The sequence below is a fragment of the Candidatus Kryptoniota bacterium genome (assembly GCA_036567965.1).
In the GTDB taxonomy this organism is placed as follows: Bacteria; Bacteroidota; Ignavibacteria; order Kryptoniales; family JAKASW01; genus JAKASW01.
On record DATCTN010000011.1, the window covers coordinates 32,022 to 53,759 of the forward strand.

The following is a 21,738-nucleotide window of genomic DNA, read 5'->3' on the forward strand; positions in this document are numbered from 1 at the left end:
TGTATTGACCTGCCCCCAAATTAGCAATCCAGTCTTGAGTTAGCTGTCTTGCTTAGTGAACGCTATTCCTGGAGCTGATTTTCGGGCGATAAACGTGATTTCGACTTTCAAGGAGTTCGAGTCATCGTTCCGATCGGGGAGCAAACGCCTGCTGCTTATTCGACCTTTCCTCTTGATCTCACATGGCTTCGCCATATGCCCAGTTACTCCAATTGTGCCTTCAGTTCACAAACGAGGTTCTCTTTATTCTCTGAAAAGTTACGATAAGAGGAGATCAGTCGACGACGAATTCCGCTGTGGACCATTGGACCCTACTTAATGATCAAGTTCACATCTTAGGGTAGTATTGGGTTTGTGCGGATAGCGTTGTTCGGGAACCCGCTTCCCCAAATAATGTTAATGTACGTAATAGGAATAGTTTGAGATACCGCCAGGATTTTCAAATAGATTGATTTAGTAATTCAGTCATGGGCGTGCGTCCAATCCTCATTCTATATCCTATTGAATATCGCGTTGCGTCTTGACGAAGTAGAAACGAACGCTTCGTTACGAAACCGAACTTGCAGTCAGCAAGAATCAGAAGAATGGAATGTAAAGACCGTCTCACCACGGAACAGATACGTCGAAAGCCGATCGTATCCACATTTTATTCGGTGCAGATGTACTTTTACAAAGAGGAAAAAAGGTGGAGGGAAAATGAATCGGAAGATATACACATTGGTTGCAGCCCCATTGTTTTTTCTGTTTAGCGCTGCAGATGCGTTTTCACAAACGGCAACACCACCATCAGGGAGCGGCACACTCGGCGACCCGTACCTCATAGCCACCCTTGATAATCTTTATTGGATAACACAGAATTCGGGCTCTTGGGGTTTATACTTTAAACAGACTGCAGACATAGACGCTTCTTCAAGCTCCGGATGGGACTCGGGAAATGGGTTCTCACCAATAGGGGGTACTGGATTGGACTTTACCGGCACGTATGACGGAAACGGACATACCATAACCGGTTTGTTCATTTCCCGCAGTGGCACCAATTACGTAGGGCTGTTTGGGGATTGTTCTGCCGCTACGGTAAAGAACATCGGACTGCTCAACGTGAATGTTACTGGGTACAGTTACGTCGGAGGACTTATGGGCTCTAATTATCATGGCTCATCAGTAAACAACAGCTATTGCACCGGAAGTGTGACTGGGGCCGCGGGGTATCTAGGCGGACTCGTTGGTCAGAATGACAGCGCCACCATAAGCAGCAGCTACAGTACCGCCGTCGTCAGCACAACCACAGGTTATGGAAATTATATCGGCGGATTTGTAGGCGAAAATTATTCCAGTTCCACGGTAAGTACAAGCTACTGCACCGGAAGCGTCAGTTGTGCCCACGCAGATTACGTCGGCGGATTTGTCGGCTACAATTATTCCGGTTCAACGGTAAGCAACTGCTATTCCACCGGAAACGTAAGCAGCTATAATGAGGTAGGAGGATTTGTAGGATTTAATTATTCTAATTCGAAAATCGAGAACTGCTACAGCACCGGGAGTGTTAGCAGTGACTATGGCGCTGACGACAATTATATCGGCGGTTTTGTGAGCTACAATCTTAGTGGTTCCTCAGTAGACAGTTGTTTCTGGGATACACAGACTTCAGGTTTCTTAAGCAGCGCGGGCGGTACGGGAGAAACCACGGCTGAAATGAAGACAGTGTCGACATTCACTGATGCTCTCTGGGATTTCACAATCGTTTGGGGGATAAGCAGTGGAATCAACAACGGGTATCCTTACTTGATAGGCGTGACAGATCATCCGCTTCCCGTTCAGGCGACAAACTTCCTTGCGACAGCCAAACTCGGTGCGGCTACACTTTCATGGAAGACCCAATCCGAAGTTGACAACGCCGGGTTCAATATACTCCGCAAAGACCTCCCGCAAGCGGGACAGGCCGGCACGACTTCGTTCAACTTGATCGCAAGCTACGCAAGCAACAGCAGTCTGAAAGGGATGGGCACGAGTGCCACTGGCAGAGCTTACAACTTCACAGACGAGAACGTAACTTCGGGAGCAACGTACCAATACAAGATCCAAAGCGTCTCGACAAACGGAATGACAAAGGACTTATCAACACTTTCAGTTACCGTCGATGTTCCGAAAGCGTATGCGCTCTACCAGAATTATCCCAATCCTTTCAATCCAAGTACGACAATACGGTTCGACCTGAAGGAGGAATCGACAGTTACTCTAGATATCTACAATGTTCTCGGACAGAGAATGCTTGAAGAGAATTACGGAACGATGAAGGCTGGAAGATACAACGAGAATATAAACATGGAAAGGTTTGCGAGCGGTGTGTATTTGTACCGGATTAGTGCGATAGGAAACGACGGACAGAGATTCGAGTCGATCAAGAAGTTTATGTTAATGAAATAGAAGCAGAGTCCTATCTGGAAATGGAGAGTCCCGTCGTGAGAGATCGTGACGGGACTTTCAATCTTGCGGTCGGGCCGTTCCAGCGCCGCCGACAATGAAGATCCAGACGAATCTCTATATTCGAATTGTGTGTTCATTCTCCTTATCCTCCCCCTATCTCCTGTGCGATAATTTCCATTCTCGGTTTTCCTCGCACTTTTTTTGCCATGCTTCTCTTCGGCAAGCAGCGGATCAGAGTTGACAGCTCCGATCTGACTCGTTTGTATACTCTTGCCGATGGATAGGCCAGCTCAAGAATTGCCTAAATCAGAAGGCGTCGGCGGATCTTCACCGTGAATTTTTGGGAACCGCTATCGAAGAGGCGGCGTTACCAAAATACACATGGTCACAATAAGAAGGCGCTGGTACCCTCTATATGGTGGAAATTGTCCTGTAATCAGGGTCGTCAGCGATTCTCATTTCAACGTTGTAAGTGAGAGAGCCTGGTTCCTTGACGGATCGAGCGAATTCCAACCGGTCGACAAGTTTGATCTGGGATTGACATCGGTGACATCGTTTCTCACTCGCCGCTCTGCAGGAAATTGGCCCCGCATTTGTCAGCTTCAACTTTTCTCGCAATGATCCCGGAACCTCTCATCTGGTATTGCCCGGAATTGAGCGGTGGAGGGAACGTAGATAAAGTCATTTACGGTTTTGCCGCGCCAGCGGTTCTCGCTTTCTCACTTCGCACTATTGTGTTTTTTCCAATCGCGGTACACGCTTCAGGCGGTGGCTCATCGCCGATTGGATTTCCGAACACAAGGTACCACGAAAGATAAATGAAACCGATGTTGACAAACTCAGAGGTGATCAAACTTTGTTCGGTGCACCATTCTCGTATAGAAGTCTGTCCAAAACGCGATCACTTCGAGATATGAAAACCAGAAGAACGGAGGAGAGATGAAAGAGAGGACGTACACATTGATAGCACCCGCGTTGCTATTCATAATCACCGTGGGGAGCCTGTTTCTCTCGACGGCACATGCACAGACAGAAACGGCGCCATCAGGGAGCGGGACTTCCGCGAGTCCGCACATTATCGCGAATCTTAACAACCTCGCCTGGTTACAGGATGTGCACAACGATTCCGCGTGGGGGGATTACTATTTGCAGACCGCAGACATAGACGCATCTTCCGACACGAGCTGGAATTCGGGGGCCGGTTTCACACCGATAGGTGGATCCGGTAATAGTTTTGCCGGCACATACGACGGAGGCGGCCACACAATTTCCGGTCTCTTTATTTCCTTGAGCAACTCCCCGTGGAGTGTCGGAATGTTTGCATCTCTGTATGGCGGCGCCACAGTGAAAAACCTCGGGCTTGTAAACGTTAACATAACCGGCGCGACTGCGGTTGGCGGACTCGCCGGAATTGTCAACTTTTCAACCGTGCAAAACTGTTACGTGTCAGGCACAGTTCACGGCTCCGGTACACAGCTCGGCGGCCTCGTCGGTGAAGCGAGCGGCACGACAAACCCATCAACTATTTACGCAGTCATAACCAACAGTCATAGTTCCGCTGCTGTCACCGGTGACTCGGACGATGTCGGTGGACTTATAGGTTCGCTCGGAACTCTCGCCACTGTTACCGGCAGTTACAGCACAGGCAACGTTGAAAGCACGAACCCGGCAAACCAATATACCGGTGGACTCATTGGCTACGCGAGCCTTGTCACCAGCATTCGAACATCGTACAGTACGGGAAATGTCACGGGCAAGAATTACGTCGGGGGATTAGTTGGGATTGATAATGGGGTCAACACCACTTCTTCTGTCATCGATAGTAGTTACGCCACGGGAACAGTGAGCGGGGCGACTTACGTCGGTGGATTTATTGGTGAAAGTATTGAAACAGGGATCACGAACAGCCACAGTTCAGGAAGAGTACTGGCGACCGGGAATTATTCAGGCGGATTTGTAGGCGACAATATAAGCGCTTCGACTGTGAGTGATTGCTACTGCACCGGCAGCGATAGCGGAGCAAGTGATGCCGGCGGGTTCCTTGGCGCAGGCGGATCATTCGCCAGCGTCACCGCGAGCTACAGCACAGGGAAATGCCAGGGCGGATCCAATGTCGGCGGCTTTGCAGGCTATATCTACAACCATGGAATCAGTAACTGCTACAGCATGGACACTGTAATAGCCACCGGGAGCGGTGTTGGCGGTTTCGTCGGAGAAGATCAGGGCGCCGGCGTGGATAAATGCTACAGCACGGGGAGTGTCACCGGCGGCTCATTGGTCGGCGGACTCATTGGGGATAACATCGGAGGTTCAACTAACTCCTTGTGGGACACGCAGACTTCAGGACAGTCAAGCAGCAGCTATGGCGACATCGCAGCGACGACCTCACAAATGCAGACACAATCGACTTACACAACTTACAGCTGGGACTTCACATCCACTTGGGCAATCGATCCGGGCATCAACGGCGGCTTTCCGGGATTCGCTTGGCAATCTCAATACGCTCCCGCTGCACCGAGCGCAGCAACCGGCGCAGGCACGGGTATCACCTGGTCGTCTGTCACCCTAAACGGAAATGTCAGCCCGCATAAAGACACTACCACCGTGAAGTTTGTCTACGGGACTTCCTCCGGGGTGTACCCCGATACGGTAGCGGCCACTCAGAGTCCAATCTACGGGTACGGACCGATCTCAGTTTCAAAGGCTATCTCGAGTCTCACTGCGAGCACGACATACTACTACCGCGTGATCGCGTCTAACTTATTGGGTCCGGCGGTGGGAAGCGAACTGAGCTTCACGACAACGGCGGCACCTTCTGCTCCAACTGCGATGACCGATTCTGTGTCGTCCATAGCGTCAACGACTGCGATATCCTACGGCACCGTAAATCCAAACGGAGATACAACCACAGTGAGATTTCTGTACGGAACTGTCTCAGGAACCTACCACGACAGCGTCGTTGCCACTCAGAGTCCTCTTACAGGATACAGTTCCACTCATGTCACGGCGAATTTATCAGGATTGACGCCAGGGCAAACATACTACCTGCGTGTCTCGGCATCGAGTATTCTCAGCTACGAGCGTGGAAGCGAAATCAGCTTCACAACAGTCGCCTCCACAGAAACGGCGCCTTCGGGTAGTGGGACCTCAAGTGATCCACATATCATCGCAGGTCTAGACAACCTGAAGTGGTTACAGGATGCGAGCAACGATACAGCGTGGGGTGACTACTACAAACAAACCGCGAATATCAACGCGTCTCCAACGTCAACATGGAATTCAGGGACAGGACTCTCGCCGATAGGAAATTCCTCAACACCTTTTTCGGGTTCCTATGACGGTCAGGGTCACACCATTGACAGCTTACACATCTCACGGACCGGCAGTAATTATCAGGGATTATTCGGAACTCTTGGCTCGTCCGCTGTTGTCGAGAGCTTGGGAGTGACAAACGCCAGCGTGTCAGGAAATGATTTTGTCGGAGCGTTGGCAGGATGGGTTGAGTCGGGCGCCAGTGTTACCAGTTGTTATACCAGCGGCTCTGTCTACGCGGGGCACGGCGATTGCGGCGGACTTATCGGAGAAAGTGACGGCACCGTAGCGACAAGCTTCAGCAATTGTAATATAACTGGCGGTTCCGTCTACAGCATGGGCGGGTTTATCGGATATACGGATGGAGGTTCGATCACAAATTGCTACAGTACTGGCAGAGTAAATGTCTCATGTGCTGGTGCAGGCGGCTTGGTTGGGAACCACACTAGTGCTGCCATCGACGATTGCTACAGCGTAAGCAAGGTCAGTGCGCCTAACACTTACGGTGGTTTGATCGGAGGTAACTATGGGGGAAGCGTAACCGGCTCATTCTATAACACCGACAGCACCGGCAGCAGTGCCGCTGGTACCGGAGAGACATCTGCTGATATGAAAACAGAATCGACATACACCGGTGCCTCGTGGGATTTTATATCGACATGGGCCATAAACGGCTCGATCAACAGCGGCTACCCGTATCTTCCCGCGGTTGACCATTCTCTTCCCGTTCAGGCTACAAACTTTGTTGCAACTGCAGATGTAGGATCGGTTACACTATCATGGAAGACGCAATCTGAATTGGCGAATGCCGGCTTCAACATCCTCCGCGAAGATCCCGGTACCTCCACATTCAAACTCATTTCAAGTTATACGAGCAATGATAGCTTGAAGGGCCTCGGCACAAGCTCAGCAGGAAGGATCTACAATTTCACCGATTCGAAAGTAATTTCGGGTGACACTTACAGATACAAGATACAAAGCGTATCCACAGGAGGAACGACGAAAGATTTATCTACACTTTCTGTAACTGTAGATGTTCCGAAGACCTATGCTCTCTACCAGAACTATCCGAACCCATTCAACCCGAGTACGACAATACGGTTTGATCTGAAACAAGCTTCTAATGTGACGTTAGAGATATACAACACATTAGGACAAAGGGTGGAGAAATGGAGTAATGGAGTAATGGGGGCAGGCAGATACAACGAAGTGGTGAACATGTCACGATACGCGAGTGGAATCTACTTCTACAGGATCACCGCCATCGGGATTAATGGAGAGAGATTCATCGAGACAAAGAAAATGCTCGAGTTGAAATGACATTGTCAATTCGACGAGAGTCCGCCCCTGGCGGACGCGGGCAGAAGCGCAGGCAGATTCAACGAGAATATAAACATGAGTAGGTTCGCGAGCGGTGTGTATTTGTACCGGATTAGTGCGATAGGAAACGACGGACAGAGATTCGAGTCGATTAAGAAGTTTATGCTCATGAAATAGAAGCAGAGTCCTATCTGGAAATGGAGAGTCCCGTCGTGAGAGATTGTGACGGGACTTTTTTGTTTTTTGATTATCAGTTCGTCGAGCCCCTCTCGATGCGGAGGAACGCGATTAGCTTTTGCCTTTCTCTACTACCTTCATCACTTTACTGACCCAAGCTCGACTCTTGCCGAGATAGATAGCCAACTCAGATTGGTTTCTGATAATTTCACTGTCGATGAGCGATTTATACTCCAGAGCTCTCTTCAGTGGATCTGTTTTCATAACAGATGGTTCCTTTGCATCAAGACGAATCCTATTGTCGCAAAGAGCGGTTGACAGACTTTCAATACCGACGTTCTGAAGATTGAAGTATTGAGCCAGTTTCGCTGAATCGAGATTGAAAACATTCTCGCCTCTCTCGATTTTCTTGCAGATTATTGGAAGCTGAAGATTAAAAAGTTGGTAGATTTGGGTGGGCCGGGGGCAAAGCACACAGATCTGCCGACTCCAATTCACACTCCTGACGAGTTGCAGAGTACTCCGGAATCCATGCCGACACGACAAAAAAATTCTCGACATCGTCTCATGTATCCTTTCTCCGTTTGATTCCTGAACGTTTAGTTCACTTACAGTTGGTAAGTCAATTCTCAAGGGGACGCCAAATGTTCAACCCTGTTACAGGTATCTCTCCGGCGGTGCGTTCGTCTGAGAAGATTAATTCAGAAGATGACTTTTGAACTCCCTCGGACTCATGCCAACTTCCTTTTTGAATAAGCGGGAAAAGTATGGTGGGTTCTGGAAACCGAGATGGTAAGCGATTTCAGAAATACTTTGATCACCGGCAATAAGCATGTTCTTGGCTTCTGAGATCACATAGAGATGAATCAGTTCTAAAGCAGTCTTGCCTGTTTCCTCCTTCAATAGGTCGCTTAAGTACTTTGGCGACAGATGAAGTTGGGAAGCGATGTAGTTCACAGATGGCAATCCCTTTTCTCCTGCCTCACCTTTTCCGAAATACGCGTCCAGGCTCTCGTTGACCTTCGTAATCGCTTTGCCCAGTATTGGCTTTCGGTCAACAAATTGTCTTTTGTAAAACCGTTGGGCATACTTCAACATTGAATCCAAATGCGAAAGGATTATGGACTTGCTGAACTCATCCGGATTGTCGTGGTACTCCGTTCCCATCTTGTGAAACAACGACCACATAATTTCTTTTTCTCTTGGAGATAGGTGAAGCGCTTCATGAATCTCATAATCGAAGAAATTGTATTTCTTGATTTCCATGAAGAGAGGATGTCCCATCAAAAAATCTTCATGAAGATGAATAGCGAATCCTTTTTCTGCCAATTCAAGTCCACGAGCAGTGATAATTTGTCGCGGTCCTGTAAAAAACATGAGACCTCTGTCGTGGTCGTATTTCGTTTTGCCATACCATAGCTCGCCTGCTTTGACTTTTTTAAAGCAGATGATATAGCAATCACACGTGAACTCCGCGTTCTTTCTAAAGGCAGACGGGCCCTCAAGAAGGTTCAAGCTGAACAGCGGATGTTCAGGAGGTGGAAAACCCTCTGCCTGGTCTAGCTCACTGATTGTTTTAAAGTGACTCATGCTTTCGCCACAAATTAAACAAGATCATAACCAGCCACAACTTTCGAACTATCACCGGCTGCCTCCGGTCTGCTGTTGTTTTCCGGCAAACACATGATACGTGGCGGCATCCCAGGCATTGTGAATGCCGGTGAACAGCAGCAGCAGCGCCCCGGCTCCAACAAGAAAAAGGGCAGGCCGCGCATTGGGACGAACAATCAAAGCCGACAGAGCCAGCACCACGTACGCGGTTAAAGGAAGCAGGGCATGAAACAGCCAATCCTCAAACACGGGCTCGTAATCGGTTTGCATTCGCATGCGTCGAGCCACAATGATCGTGTACACTATCCCGCAGAGTCCCAGTAAGCCCCAAAGAATCGCGACCGTTTCAATACCATCCCATGGAGCGCTTACAACTGATGAAAGCAACAGCACTACCCCAAAATGGACCACGCTTGGAGTCGCGAATGCGGCCCCAGTCTGCCACGTCCGTACCGCTCGCCTTTCGGCAATGAGCGCAATGACAACGAACTGCAATCCGATCAGAGCACCGGCAGACGAGCCGACAATTATATAAAAGTTTTCCCACCCGTTGAGAGCCGTCATGTCCTTACCTCTTCTTCATCTTTTGTGTATTCTATTTGATTTCAGATATCAAGTCGTCTGCTGCATAACCACTTTACAGTTTGCGGGTCACGATGGTCGAAGAAGCTGCTGACCTTCTTATCTAATCCTGATATGGCTTCCATATCTTCGGTGCTCAGCTCAAAATGAAAAATGTCGAAGTTTTCGATAATTCTCTCCTTCCGAACCGACTTTGGAATGACAACTACTCCTCTCTGTGTCAACCATCGCAGAATTACCTGGGCAATTGTCTTCTTGTATTTTGCAGCGATAGTAAGTAGTAATTCATTTTGGAAAATGTTGTTTTTACCTTCGGCAAACGGTCCCCAAGATTCAATTTGAACGCCATTTTCCTGTAAGAATCTCTGAGTTTCAGTTTGTTGGTTGAACGGGTGGGTTTCGATCTGGTTTACAGCGGGAACGACTTTGTTGTGAACCATCAAGTCCATTATTCGGTCCGGTTGGAAGTTGCTCACGCCAATTGCTTTGATCCTCCCTTCCTGGTAAAGTTCTTCCATCGCTCGCCAAGAACCATAAACGTCCCCGAAGGGCTGGTGAATGAGATAGAGATCCAGATAATTTAGTTGCAACCTCTTCAACGATTTGTCGAAAGCTTTCTTTGTGCTATCATACCCCGCATCCTGAATCCAAAGCTTTGTCGTGATAAACAACTCTTCCCTTGGCACATCACTTCTCTGGATTGCTCTACCAACAGCTTCTTCATTCATGTAGGCAGCTGCAGTATCAATTAGACGATAGCCTGCACGAACTGCTTCAAGTACACTCGTTTCACATGCTATGGAATCTGTTACCTGAAAAACGCCAAATCCCAAAATGGGCATTTCAACACCGTTATTTAGTAAGACCTTTTGCATATTCTCCCTTCAAATATTTTCAAGGTTTCCTGACTGAACAGACTTCTGATTTCTTGAGGAGTCATTACTTATTACGAATTGGGTTTGTTTATACCAAGGTTTTCGCGAATGTATTTTTCGGGAGTTTCAATAACTCCCGCAATAAATGTTGCAAGACTCTTCTGTGAAATAACTGATCCTTTTTCTGGTTCGCCTTTCTTTGTTATTTCATAATCGACTTCATCAACGTCTGTGAACCAGGTCGGCCGTAAGATTGTGTATTCAAGTTTCGATGCTTCGATAACATCGGCGGCTTTCCGATATGGTATTAAGACCGGCTTCAAGGGTTGATTGTAAATCCCAATAGAGCTGATAAAGATAAGCCTCTTCACGCCCATATCGTTCATCGCCTCGACAATATTGCCTGCCATTTTCGCCAAATCACCCGCGAGGTTTGCGTACACAATATCGATTCCAGCCATGGCTTTTTTCACATCGTCGAGATTTAGGACGTCTCCCTCTATGATGCGGCAATTAGCAACATCATGATTCCTCAATCGGCGGGCATTCCGCACAAATAAGGTCAAGCGATAATTTCCATCGTGTACCAGCATATCGACCACTTTACTTGCGATGTTTCCGCTGGCGCCCAAAATCAGTACGTTTTTCATGTCGTTAACCAAGATTTGTCAGGAACAAATGATTGATTCACAGTGGCTCATTGACACATTTTTCCGATCAGTTCGGTATTCCCTCTGACAACACTGAAGGACAATTCTAAGATATTCTTGTTCATTTCACTCGTTCACTTTTTTGTTGTATTGTGCATCGCTGACCTTTTCCAACCAGTCGGCGGTTTTACCGCCGAGATGTTCTTGGATAGCAAGATGTGTCATACCCACTGTGGCCGTGGCCCCATGCCAATGTTTTTCACCCGGCGGAATCCATACTACGTCACCCGGATGAATTTTCTCGATCGACCCTCCCCAACGTTGTACCAAACCGCTACCTGCAGTCACGACAAGCGTTTGCCCGAGAGGGTGGGTGTGCCATGCTGTCCGAGCGCCCGGCGCCAATGTGACACTCGCGCCCCAGACACGTGCCGGATCGGGCGCTTCAAATAGTGGATCGATACGCACATTGCCTGTGAAATATTCAGCCGATCCCTTATCGGAAGGCCGAGTGCCAGTTCTTTTTATGTTCATATTTTATTTCCTTTCACGCTACTCCTACTTATAGAATTTAGATTCTTACGATTACTAAGTTTAGCGAGGAGAGATCTTGATGGTTGCCGAACGGGCGCGCTGACCGATCATTGAGCTCAGATATTTGCTGCGCCCATACTTCTCGCGGTAAGCCTCGTCGATCCGATCGTTGATGGCGCTTTTGACCGGCTGAAAGGATACTTCCTTCGTGATTCCAGCGGCAGTGATCCGTCCCGCCCTCTGGCGGATTGCAGCCTGGTACCAACTGGACTTCTGCCCGTTGTATGCTCGCACATAAAGGCCGTCTCCGACCACAACAGACCAGATCCACGTCGGCGTTCCGTAAGTCTTGCTGTCCTCGCGGAAGGGTGAGATATGCAGATCATTGGCCCTGGCGATCTTGCTCAATTCATCTTTCAACCATTTTGCCATTCTTGAACCTCCTTCAACCTCTTTCAGGTTGCGAACTCAAGGGAGCAGCAGCGCTTTGATCGCACGCCGCTCGTCCATGGCACGGTAACCTTCCGCCACCCTGTCAAGTGGCAGAGTCAGATCGAAGACCTTGCCGGGGTTGATTTTCCGGTTCCACACAAGATTGATCAACTCAGGCAGGTAACGTCGCACCGGGGCGGGCCCGCCATGAAGATGGATGTGAGTGTGGAAAAGTTCCTCTCCACGAAGCTCGACTCCGTGCGGAACGCCGACGTAGCTGACGAAACCGCCCGGACGAGTCGAACGGATTGCCTGCATCATCGATTCCTGAGTGCCAACGCACTCCAATACTGAGTCGGCGCCGATTCCGTTTGTCAAATCCTTAATATGTTGAACACCGTTGTCGCCGCGCTCGGTCACGATGTCGGTCGCACCGAACTCGCGGGCGAGCTTTTGCCGCGATTCGTGACGGCTCATCGCGATGATTCGCTTGGCACCCATCTGCTTCGCGGAAAGCACGCCGAGTAGTCCGACTGCACCGTCACCAACTACTACGGCCGTCGAGGCCGGCTTCACGTTCGCTGCATCGGCAGCGAACCAGCCGGTGCCCATCACATCTGAGAGCGTCAGCAAACTTGGAATTAAGTCCTCTGACGGAATACCTGGCGTTGGAACAAGAGTACCGTCTGCGAGCGGAATGCGAAGAAATGGCGCCTGCGCTCCTGCAACCAATTCTTTCTGTTCACAGGACGACTGGTAGCCGGCTCGGCAGTGCGGACAGGTATTATCGGAAGCGAAGAATGAACCGATGACGAATTGACCGGCTTTGATGGACTTGACAGCGCTTCCGACTTCCTCGACGATCCCGCAGTATTCATGACCAAATGGGGTTGGCTGAGTAATGAGATTGATGCCGCGGTAAGTCCAAAGGTCAGAGCCGCACACGCAGGTCGCCGAAATCCTGATGATGGCGTCTGTTGGTTTGATGATCTTCGGGTCCTCACGCTCCTCGAACCGCACGTCGCGCGGACCGTATAATACTGTTGCTTTCAAGTTGGGGTTACCTTTCTTTCTTTATCATTAGTGAAATCTTTTTTCTAAATCTGCAGCGAGATGCACTCAAAGACCAGTCCTTCGCTCTAACTCTTCAGGATAGCGTGCTCCTTGGATCGCGATGTTTGATAGCACGCTGTCGATTTCACGCAGATCTTCAGAGCTCAGTTCGACTTCAACCGCTCCGATGTTTTCCTCCATGCGATTCAGTTTTGTGGTTCCGGGTATTGGAACAATCCACGGCTTCTGAGCAAGGAGCCAGGCGAGCGCAATCTGCGCAGGCGTCGCTTTCTTCAGCTTTCCAATCCTGGCAAGTAAATCCACCAGTCTTTGGTTGGCTTTTCGATTCTCGGGCGTGAAGCGAGGGACGATGTTGCGGAAATCGGACTTGGCGAACTTCGTGTTCTCGTTGATATTTCCAGTGAGGAAGCCTTTGCCAAGAGGGCTGAAGGGAACGAACCCGATTCTAAGTTCTTCAAGGGTCGGTATAATTTCCTCTTCAGGCCTTCTCCACCACAGCGAATATTCACTCTGCAGTGCAGTCACAGGCTGAACGACATGCGCGCGGCGAATGGTTTTCACTCCCGCCTCAGACAGACCGAAGTACTTCACTTTGCCTTCCTGAATCAGCTCCTTCACGGTTCCTGCAACGTCTTCTATAGGGACGCTTGTGTCCACTCGATGCTGATAGAATAGGTCTATCGCTTCAGCATTTAGTCGTTTCAGGGAAGCTTCCGCAACTTCCTTGATGTGTGTTGGCCGACTGTCCTGGCCTATTTGCTCGCCTTTGGGACCCAGCTTGAAACCGAATTTAGTAGCAATCACCACCTGGCCGTGGAATGGTGCAAGGGCTTCACCCACAAGTTCTTCGTTCACGAACGGGCCATACGCTTCGGCGGTGTCGAAGAATGTGACGCCGCGTTCGACCGCCTTGCGTATGAGAGCAATCATCTCCTTCTTGTCCGGAGCGGGCCCGTAGGCGAAGCTCATTCCCATACAGCCGAGCCCGAGCGCTGAGACTTCCAGTCCACCTTTTCCAAGACTACGCTTCTGCATTGTTTCTCCTATTGCCATAACAAATTGGTTACAAGAACGAATCAGAATTTGCGTTACTAATATAATGCGGTGATGCCGAGAGGGTGTTATACAAAAGGCGGGATTACATATACATTTTTACGTCAACTTTATTTCTTGTCATGAACGCTTTGCAGCCGAAATTTTGAAGATTTTAGAATCTTCATCACCTTACTTATCCACATCCGACTTGTCCCAAGATATGCCGCGAGCTCAGACTGGTTCTTTACAATACCAGTATGAATGAGCGACCTGTATTCGAGGGCTCGCTTCAATGGATCGACTCTCTGAGTGGGAAGTTTATACCTGTCGACCTGGATTGAGGTATCGCGAAGAGTAGTTGACAAGGATTCAATATTAACGTTCTTAAAGTTGAGATACTGACCGAGTCTGGTCGAATCGAGATAGAAAACGTTCTCTCCTCTTCCGATTTTCCGGCAGATTATTGGAAACTGAAGATTAAAAAGTTGGTGGAATTGGGTGGACCGAGGAGCAAAGCTAGTCAACGACTGGCTTTTTTGTTTACCACATTTGCCACCACTGATCCGAATAAAAAGATTCCGAATTTTGAGTTGTGAATCCGTCATTCCACGCTTTCGATTTCCCTTGTCTCTCTTGTGACTGAAAGCCGCCTTGTCCTTCCTATATATCGAGTCGTACTCCAACATTGAAGTATCTTGCCGAAAGAAGATTCGGCACCCTGATAGGTTGTTGAAACTCTTGGTTTACGTTGTACCAGGAGTAGGAGATGATGTTGTTCTTGTTGAAGACATTGAGAACTTCGGCCGTCAACGTCACTTTTCTTTGGCGATCGAAGACGAACATGTATGTCAATCCCATATCAACTCTAAAGTAAGAAGGATACTCATCCACCTCGTTATAGTCGGGTACCATCTGAGAAGAACTTGTCTGGTTCGCTGCGGGAACGTTGACCAATGGATGATAAAGGTACCCTGTGCCGAACAGCAACCGGACATGCGCTTGAGAATTGGTCAACCCCGGCATCGCGTCCTGCAGGAAAATTCGGATAGTGTGTGTCTGATCGAGCAAACTCCTTTGGTAAGGTCCGCCGGCTTTTCTTTCTTGGGCGCTCAGGTAGTCGTAGCCAATCCACGTGTCCAACCCTTCAGAGAGCTCGCCCTGGTATTGCAAATCCAGGCCGTAGGCGTATCCTTCATGGTCATTGGTATCGCCGTAAGTGAGTTCGAGCTGGTTCGTGTAGTAGTACGGCAGTAGCCTACTCAAGCTCTTGTAATAAACTTCCGCAACGAAGTCGCCGTCCTTTCTGAACTTGTTTTCATATCTCAGGACGTAATGAATGGCTCGCTGCGACAGCAGAGTCCGGGCCGTGTCCCAGCCCTTATCACGAGTTTCATAAAAGTACGGTGGCTGGTAATAGTACCCCCATCCGAAATTTATGGACTCGATCGAATCAGGCTCGAATGAGACAGACGCGCGAGGAGATATAAGGAACTCGCTGTTGAAATAATACTTCAACCCCCGCAACCCTAAATCAACGCTCAATTTAGAATTTAGGCTTATGTTCTCGCCTAGATAACCAGAGATGGAATTGAATCTGAAATTCTGTTTCGAATAGGCGAGATAGGACGTTCCCGGAGGCGGAACAGTATAGCTCGACTCATCCAACGAGTTGTTCATAAGAGAAGACCTTAACGCGATTCCCGCTTTGGTTTCACGTGTTCCATAATTTGAATCGAAATCGGTTTTGAATTCAAAACGGTTCATCTTCAGAGAATTGTCGGCGTACTCGTAGCCGGTGCCGATTTGGGTTCGGTCAGCCTGCGGATCATTACCGTCCTGTGAGTAATAGATATCATATGACAGGTTTTCATTATAAGATTCTCTATCAAAGTATGAAGCGAGCGATGCCGAGAGGCTCGAATTAGCTCCAAGAGGCGCTGTCAACTTCACTCCCCACAAATTGGAATCGTATCTATAATTGTCGATTCCGGCGAATTTCAGCGCGACCTGGCTGAAGTTGTTCCATTGGCCTACCGCGAAATTGCCTGTCCAGCTCTGCGGCGTCAGATCGAAAATGTCCCTCGCAGTGATGAACAATAGTTCGATCTTGACATCGTCGGAAAGAGCGTACGAACCGAGGAACTGGAAGTCTGTGTACCTCGGCACGTAAGTCCCCTTTGTCTGAAGAACATTCGTGAACGTCGAAGGGTAGTCATACCTGAAACCGGCAATCCAGTTCAGACCGCCAATCCTGTCGTGCAGAGTGGCTCCGACATTGAAGAGGTCGGCATTCACCTCCCCGCCGAGAACAGCATCCTGAGTTTTCTTATAATCAACGACGAGGGCGGACGACATCTTGTCGCCATATTCGACAGGGAATGCTCCGTCATAAAATCCCAGACCCTCAACCATATTATCGTTGATTGCGGATTGATTTTCCTCTATTCCCTGCTGCACGAGGAAGGGTCGATAGATTTCATATCCATCCACGTAAATAAGGTTAGCGTCGAAGTTCTGGCCGCGGACATTGTAAGCGCTTGTCAGTTCGTTGTTGGAGGTCACGCCCGGCAATATCGTCAAGCTCCTCACGACGTCCGAGTAAAGATTGGGAATATACTGAAGATCATTTTCCTTGACTGTATGGAGACTTGGGGAGGCGAGATATCGATTGGCGTTCACGGTCACCTCACCTGTAACATACGCGGTCTGTTTCATTGAGACATTTGGATAGAAGACACTCGTGTCTGGGACGGCGTCCAGTTCTCTTGATTCCGGCTCGTACCCGGCGTAACTGAACCGAATCCGGTACTTTCCCGGTTTAACCCTCAAGGAAAAGTTGCCAAGGCTATCGGTTATCGTACCTTCGGGGGTCTGCAAGATGACGACATTAACTCCTGTAAGCGGAGAACCATTCTTCGCGTCGCAAACATGCCCTTTGACGAAGGCGGGGTTATCCTGCGCAAGAGCCTGAAATGAAATGAAGGATGCGATTAAGATTTTGAACCCGAGCCGGCTCCCGATGAAAGCGCCCACGACAATCTCCTTGTCTTTGCTATTGTAAGATTCTCGTCTAATTCCTGATCACATAGTGATCAGTTGTAACAAGGAGATCTATTTTCCTCTTAGTCGGTATCGATTTTCCTATTCGAGAACCGGAACCACAGCACGATTGCAACGTGGATATTGGCGACTCACATTAAAGAAGGGGACAGCAAAAATCAAGTGCGTAGGTGAAGGGCCCCGCCTATATCAGTCAAAACAGAGAGAAACTAGACAAGGGAGAAATGGAGACTGTTGTAGTTCCCTCGTCCTTCAGTTGCGTATGACGGACTATCTTTTTCTAGTTGGATCCTTCGCCCTAACGGATCTGCCAATTCCATTTTCTAACGAGTGCAAGAGGGAAAGCACGGTACGAGTCAGCGTGGCGTGGCCCTTTTATTGTTAGCCCTCAGTACCTGGATATCAAAAGACAAAACCATAGAGACCCTCTAATCAAGTTTGATCTTGGTCCATGCTCAGGAATACTCTTCCTCGGTCCAATTTTCGAATGACAACGACGATATTGATTTTCAGAGAGTTCGAGTCATCGTTCGGATCCAGGAGCAAAGCCCGGCGGTTTGCTCAAGGGGGTTGAAGCACCTTCCATTGCGCTTCACCCGCTTATTCTCGGATGCCAATGCTCGACAGGGTCACTAACTTCATAGTGGTACAGCGGATGGGAGCAGGCCACAACGATCTCGCCTTTATAGGCGGGCGGGCGTATCTCAAAACCGAGTTGAAATTCCTAAGGACGCATCTAAGTTGCGGAGGAAGGGAATGACGTCTGGCAGCAAGCAGTTTACGGGTACAGTTGGAATTGCGGTTCTTGGTTAAGTCTGTTACTCCTACAGGGGAGACCACCTATGATCTTCGACCGGTCGGGGTCGTCGTTATGATCACGGACCTGAGCCCGCCAGATCTGTGAGGACATGTTCAGAACTTCATTCCTTGCTCAATTTTCCGAAAATTGTGATCGCTGAGTAACCATGTCTGGGAACTTGTTACATACCGTTTAGGTTGTCCATCAAAGGACATGGAACAGCCAGGGTTCTGACCATCTTGAGCCGAAGCAGCCGTTCTTCACCCTCATTCCGGACCACAGCTTGTGCAGGGTGTAATTGGTCCTTTGCCCCCGTCAGGAATAAACTCACATGACATACTCAGTCTTCCTGCCAGACACCACATCACAAAGGAGAGCAAATGAAAACTTTTTTCAGACATCCCGGATCTTCAGCAATGATATTGACGACAGTTCTCGTTTTAACATTCGGATCGTCGAAACTTTCTTTCGCCGGGAAAGACGGACCGGCCTCGAGTCGAGTCAAACCAGTCGTTGGGGTGACCGCGTCTCAACAGACACACAAAAGCTTCAATGAAATAAAAGCGCTCCAATTGAAAATGGTCCGGGAAAGGAAGGCAAAGTACCGGCAAAATGAAAAAATCAAATCTAATGCGTCGAAGAATGATCGGGCGCGTCACGGCGTCGGCGCGCGCGTGAACAAGGGAAAAGCATCCGGCATCATCAAGGTCAAAAATGGTGTGTCTTTAAATAAACCCGGGCACACACTTTCTGTAAATTCTCTGACCGTGACGGACATGACTGACGCCCCCGCGCATGACGCGACCCAGTCAGACACGACGGATGGCGGCACAGTCACGCTCCGCTCAGCAATACAATACCTGAACGACGGATCTGCTAATGTGGATTCGATTTTTGTTCCTGCTGGCACTTATTATCTCACGGTCACAGGCGTAGACGAAAGCGACGCGGCAACAGGCGACCTTGACATAAACGAACCCGTGGTCATCCTAGGGCGCGGCACTGACAGTACCATCATAGACGGGAATGCTTCAGACAGAGTATTTGAAATAAACCCGAAAATGATCGTGGACAGCATATCTGTGAGCTTCTCCGGGCTTTCAATAAGGAACGGCGCTACGTATGGCGGCAGCGGAGAAGATGGCGGAGGCATCGAGATACACGACGCACTTGTAACTCTGGACACGGTCGATGTCGATTACAACTCGGCCGACCACGACGGCGGCGGCATCGATATCTCTACCGACGGCGGGGTCTTGTGGATGAACGGCGGCACACTCGATTCGAATGCGGTGACCACTACGGGAGGAGGAGGCGACGATGCCGGACCGGGAAACGGCGGAGGCGCCAATTTCTACGACGGTACCGTTACAATGAATAACGTGTCGATTGAGCTCAACTTCGCCGAGTCGACAGGCGGAGGAATCCAAAATAACGAATCTGGAGGTGGCGCGGAAATAACGCTTAACAACTGCACTGTGGTGGGCAATTTAGCCAATAGCCATTATGGCGGAGGACTGGACAATGACAATGGCGAGCTTATTATAAATGGAGGTTTGATCCAGGCCAATTCGGCCACTGCCGGCGGCGGTTACGGCGGAGGCATCGACGAGGATTTTGGCTCTGTGAAAGTTTCTAATGCGGTTGTGGAATACAACAGCAGCCAGTACGGTGGAGGCATCGACTCTTACAATGGCACCCTTTCTATTTACAGAAGCACGATTAGGAACAACTCGACCGTGAATTCAGGAGAGGGGGCCGGAATTTATGCGTATGACGGTCAACTTAACGTCATGCATTCTTACGTCGACAGCAATGCTGCCGATTCCGTCGGCGGGGGAATTTTCGTCGACAACGGTATTACTCAAACGGATACATTGTCAGGCGATTGGATCATGAGTAATACCGCCGCGGGTATTAACGGTCCCATAGGAGGAGGAGTTTTCAACAACGGTCAAAATCTGACGATCGACTCCTGCGAATTCATAAACGATAGCACGACGGGGTATGGAAGTGCAGGCGGAGCATTCGAGAACTACGAGGGAAGTTTCACGATCGATCATAGCAGGTTCGCTCACAATTATTCAGAGGACTATGGCGCTGCCATCGACAAGGAAGACACAGCGGCGTTTGACGCGATATCCAATTCGGTCATCGATAGCAATACTGTCGCGGACCAATACGGGTACAGCGCAGGAATTTTTGCTTACGGGAAAGACCTCAGCATGACTAATGTTACGGTCGGATGGAATGTTGTTCAGGGAACCAACGGAGAGGAAGCAGGAATTTGGGTCGAAACCAACGAAGGTCTGTTTACGATGAAGGGCGGCGCAATAATTTATAACTCCAGCGCATTTAACGGTGGAATATATCTTGCTTCAGCTCCTGATTCGCTTATTGACGTATCAATCTATGGCAACTCCGATCTGAACGATGGAGCAGGCGTTTATAACGGGGCAAGTCCTGTTTATTTCTCGAACGTGCACGTTGACAGCAACAACTCAGGAGGGGATGGCGGCGGCGTTTATGATGTTAGCGGAGGCCTGATCTGGAACGGCGGCTCGCTATCTGATAATACTGCGAACAACGAGGGGGGTGGATTCTATTTCCAGTCTTCGAACAGCGCCAACGACTCGCTGTATAATGTCACCGTGTCGGGAAATGATCCCGACGACATCTATACGGCAACGGGTGGAACTTCCCAGGTTGTCATTGAAGATATCTCGCTTCCCGTTGAAGCGACATCCTTCCTAGCAATCACAAACGCAAACTCGGTCACGATCAGCTGGAAGACTCAGACCGAAACGAACAACGCCGGTTTCATTGTCATGAGACAGGAGTTAGGTGTCAGCGGTTGGCAGTTAGCAGGAAGTTATGTGAACGACAAGGCACTTCAAGGCCTCGGCACAAGCAGTTCAGGTAGAAGTTATTCATTTACTGACAACAAAGTCATATCGGGACAAACTTATAACTACAAGATCCAGAGCGTGTCGACAGGCGGTATTACAAAAGACTTATCAACATTAACCGTTACTGTAGATGTACCGAAGAATTATGCATTGTATCAGAATTATCCGAACCCGTTCAACCCGACTACTACGATACGGTTCGATCTCAAACAGTCATCGACGGTGACGCTGGAGATTTACAATGTGCTTGGGCAGAAAGTAGATGAACGGATTTATGGAATAATGGATGCTGGAAGATACAATGAAGTGGTGGACATGAGCAGGTTTGCAAGCGGAGTGTATTACTACAGGATCAATGCTATAGGGAATGATGGAGAAAAATTTATTTCAGTAAAAAAGCTTCTATTGATGAAATAGGTAAGCAGTGAAGTTGAGTCCCGCTAGTGGCGGGATGAAATCCCGCATTGCGGGAAAGCTGGTGTTGATGACGCAAGAGATTGACTCACTCCCCGATCCCCTCTCTATATAAATAGAGAGGGGTAGAAAAGGGGTGAGTCATAACGCCGAAGAAACTGGCACTGATGAAGTGAGTCTATCGATGGTCCTGCGAAGGTGGCACGCCATGGCTGCCTTCGCAATGCTTACCGGAGAACTTCGAATCGCTGCTGGGCTGAAAGACAATTCGATGTACCCTCTTGCTTCTTTGATGGCTTCTAATTAAAATTTTCATTGATGAAATGCGCGTACGTTTTAACTAGATTTCCCATTATCTGCGTTCCCCCACACTGATCATCGTTTGACCTCCCCGATCCCACGTAGAGTGTGATCGCCCAAAGGAGTCTCATATAGATTCCTGACATAGCCCGAGAAAGTACCTCAAGCAGAACGGTCGTTCTGAGCAGGTCCATTCCCCGAAGTTTGGGAAGATGAACCAATTCAAGACA

The 21,738-nt window shown here is 49.1% G+C and carries 14 protein-coding genes; 3 read left to right on the plus strand and 11 right to left on the minus strand.

Annotation, left to right across the window (positions count from 1 at the left end):
* The first annotated feature begins 696 nt into the window (after window positions 1-696).
* Together VIS48_04230 and VIS48_04235 are read left to right on the plus strand one after the other, a co-directional pair.
* Window positions 697-2,424, plus strand: a complete 1,728-nt coding sequence (locus VIS48_04230; protein ID HEY9165350.1) for a GLUG motif-containing protein — start codon at window positions 697-699, stop codon at window positions 2,422-2,424.
* Window positions 2,425-3,363: 939 nt separating this feature from the next.
* Window positions 3,364-7,056, plus strand: coding sequence for a GLUG motif-containing protein (locus VIS48_04235; protein ID HEY9165351.1), 3,693 nt, complete (start codon window positions 3,364-3,366; stop codon window positions 7,054-7,056).
* Between the two features lie 288 nt (window positions 7,057-7,344).
* Here the strand turns inward: VIS48_04235 and VIS48_04240 are convergent, their stop codons facing one another.
* The 11 genes from VIS48_04240 to VIS48_04290 all read right to left on the minus strand — a co-directional run bounded on the left by VIS48_04240 (window position 7,345) and on the right by VIS48_04290 (window position 17,059).
* Window positions 7,345-7,497 carry a hypothetical protein gene (locus VIS48_04240; GenBank protein ID HEY9165352.1) on the minus strand — a complete coding sequence of 51 codons (153 nt, stop codon included), beginning with the start codon at window positions 7,495-7,497 and terminating at the stop codon, window positions 7,345-7,347.
* Window positions 7,498-7,929: 432 nt separating this feature from the next.
* A complete protein-coding gene (locus VIS48_04245; protein ID HEY9165353.1) occupies window positions 7,930-8,823 on the minus strand; it encodes a helix-turn-helix transcriptional regulator in 894 nt (297 codons plus the stop codon).
* Between the two features lie 51 nt (window positions 8,824-8,874).
* Window positions 8,875-9,408: a hypothetical protein gene (locus tag VIS48_04250; protein ID HEY9165354.1), complete on the minus strand. Its 534-nt coding sequence runs from the start codon at window positions 9,406-9,408 to the stop codon at window positions 8,875-8,877.
* 41 nt (window positions 9,409-9,449) lie between these two features.
* On the minus strand, window positions 9,450-10,301 hold the full coding sequence (locus tag VIS48_04255) for an aldo/keto reductase (protein ID HEY9165355.1): 852 nt from the start codon (window positions 10,299-10,301) through the stop codon (window positions 9,450-9,452).
* A gap of 71 nt (window positions 10,302-10,372) precedes the next feature.
* Window positions 10,373-10,951 (minus strand): NAD(P)H-binding protein, encoded by a 579-nt coding sequence (locus VIS48_04260; GenBank protein HEY9165356.1) that lies wholly within the window; start codon window positions 10,949-10,951, stop codon window positions 10,373-10,375.
* A 126-nt stretch (window positions 10,952-11,077) separates the two neighbouring features.
* Window positions 11,078-11,485, minus strand: coding sequence for a cupin domain-containing protein (locus VIS48_04265; protein ID HEY9165357.1), 408 nt, complete (start codon window positions 11,483-11,485; stop codon window positions 11,078-11,080).
* A gap of 60 nt (window positions 11,486-11,545) precedes the next feature.
* The gene (locus VIS48_04270; GenBank protein ID HEY9165358.1) at window positions 11,546-11,917 is read right to left on the minus strand and encodes a DUF2255 family protein; all 372 of its coding nucleotides are present in this window, start codon (window positions 11,915-11,917) and stop codon (window positions 11,546-11,548) included.
* Between the two features lie 36 nt (window positions 11,918-11,953).
* Window positions 11,954-12,970: a zinc-dependent alcohol dehydrogenase family protein gene (locus VIS48_04275; GenBank protein HEY9165359.1), complete on the minus strand. Its 1,017-nt coding sequence runs from the start codon at window positions 12,968-12,970 to the stop codon at window positions 11,954-11,956.
* A gap of 66 nt (window positions 12,971-13,036) precedes the next feature.
* Window positions 13,037-14,026 (minus strand): aldo/keto reductase, encoded by a 990-nt coding sequence (locus VIS48_04280; protein ID HEY9165360.1) that lies wholly within the window; start codon window positions 14,024-14,026, stop codon window positions 13,037-13,039.
* 128 nt (window positions 14,027-14,154) lie between these two features.
* Complete coding sequence (locus VIS48_04285; protein ID HEY9165361.1) at window positions 14,155-14,712, minus strand: hypothetical protein; 558 nt, start codon at window positions 14,710-14,712, stop codon at window positions 14,155-14,157.
* Complete coding sequence (locus VIS48_04290; GenBank protein ID HEY9165362.1) at window positions 14,687-17,059, minus strand: TonB-dependent receptor; 2,373 nt, start codon at window positions 17,057-17,059, stop codon at window positions 14,687-14,689. The genes VIS48_04285 and VIS48_04290 overlap by 26 nt, the downstream gene beginning before the upstream one ends.
* A gap of 1,206 nt (window positions 17,060-18,265) precedes the next feature.
* On the opposite strand from VIS48_04290, the gene VIS48_04295 reads away from it, so the two are divergent.
* Window positions 18,266-21,211, plus strand: a complete 2,946-nt coding sequence (locus VIS48_04295; GenBank protein ID HEY9165363.1) for a T9SS type A sorting domain-containing protein — start codon at window positions 18,266-18,268, stop codon at window positions 21,209-21,211.
* Window positions 21,212-21,738: the final 527 nt, after the last annotated feature.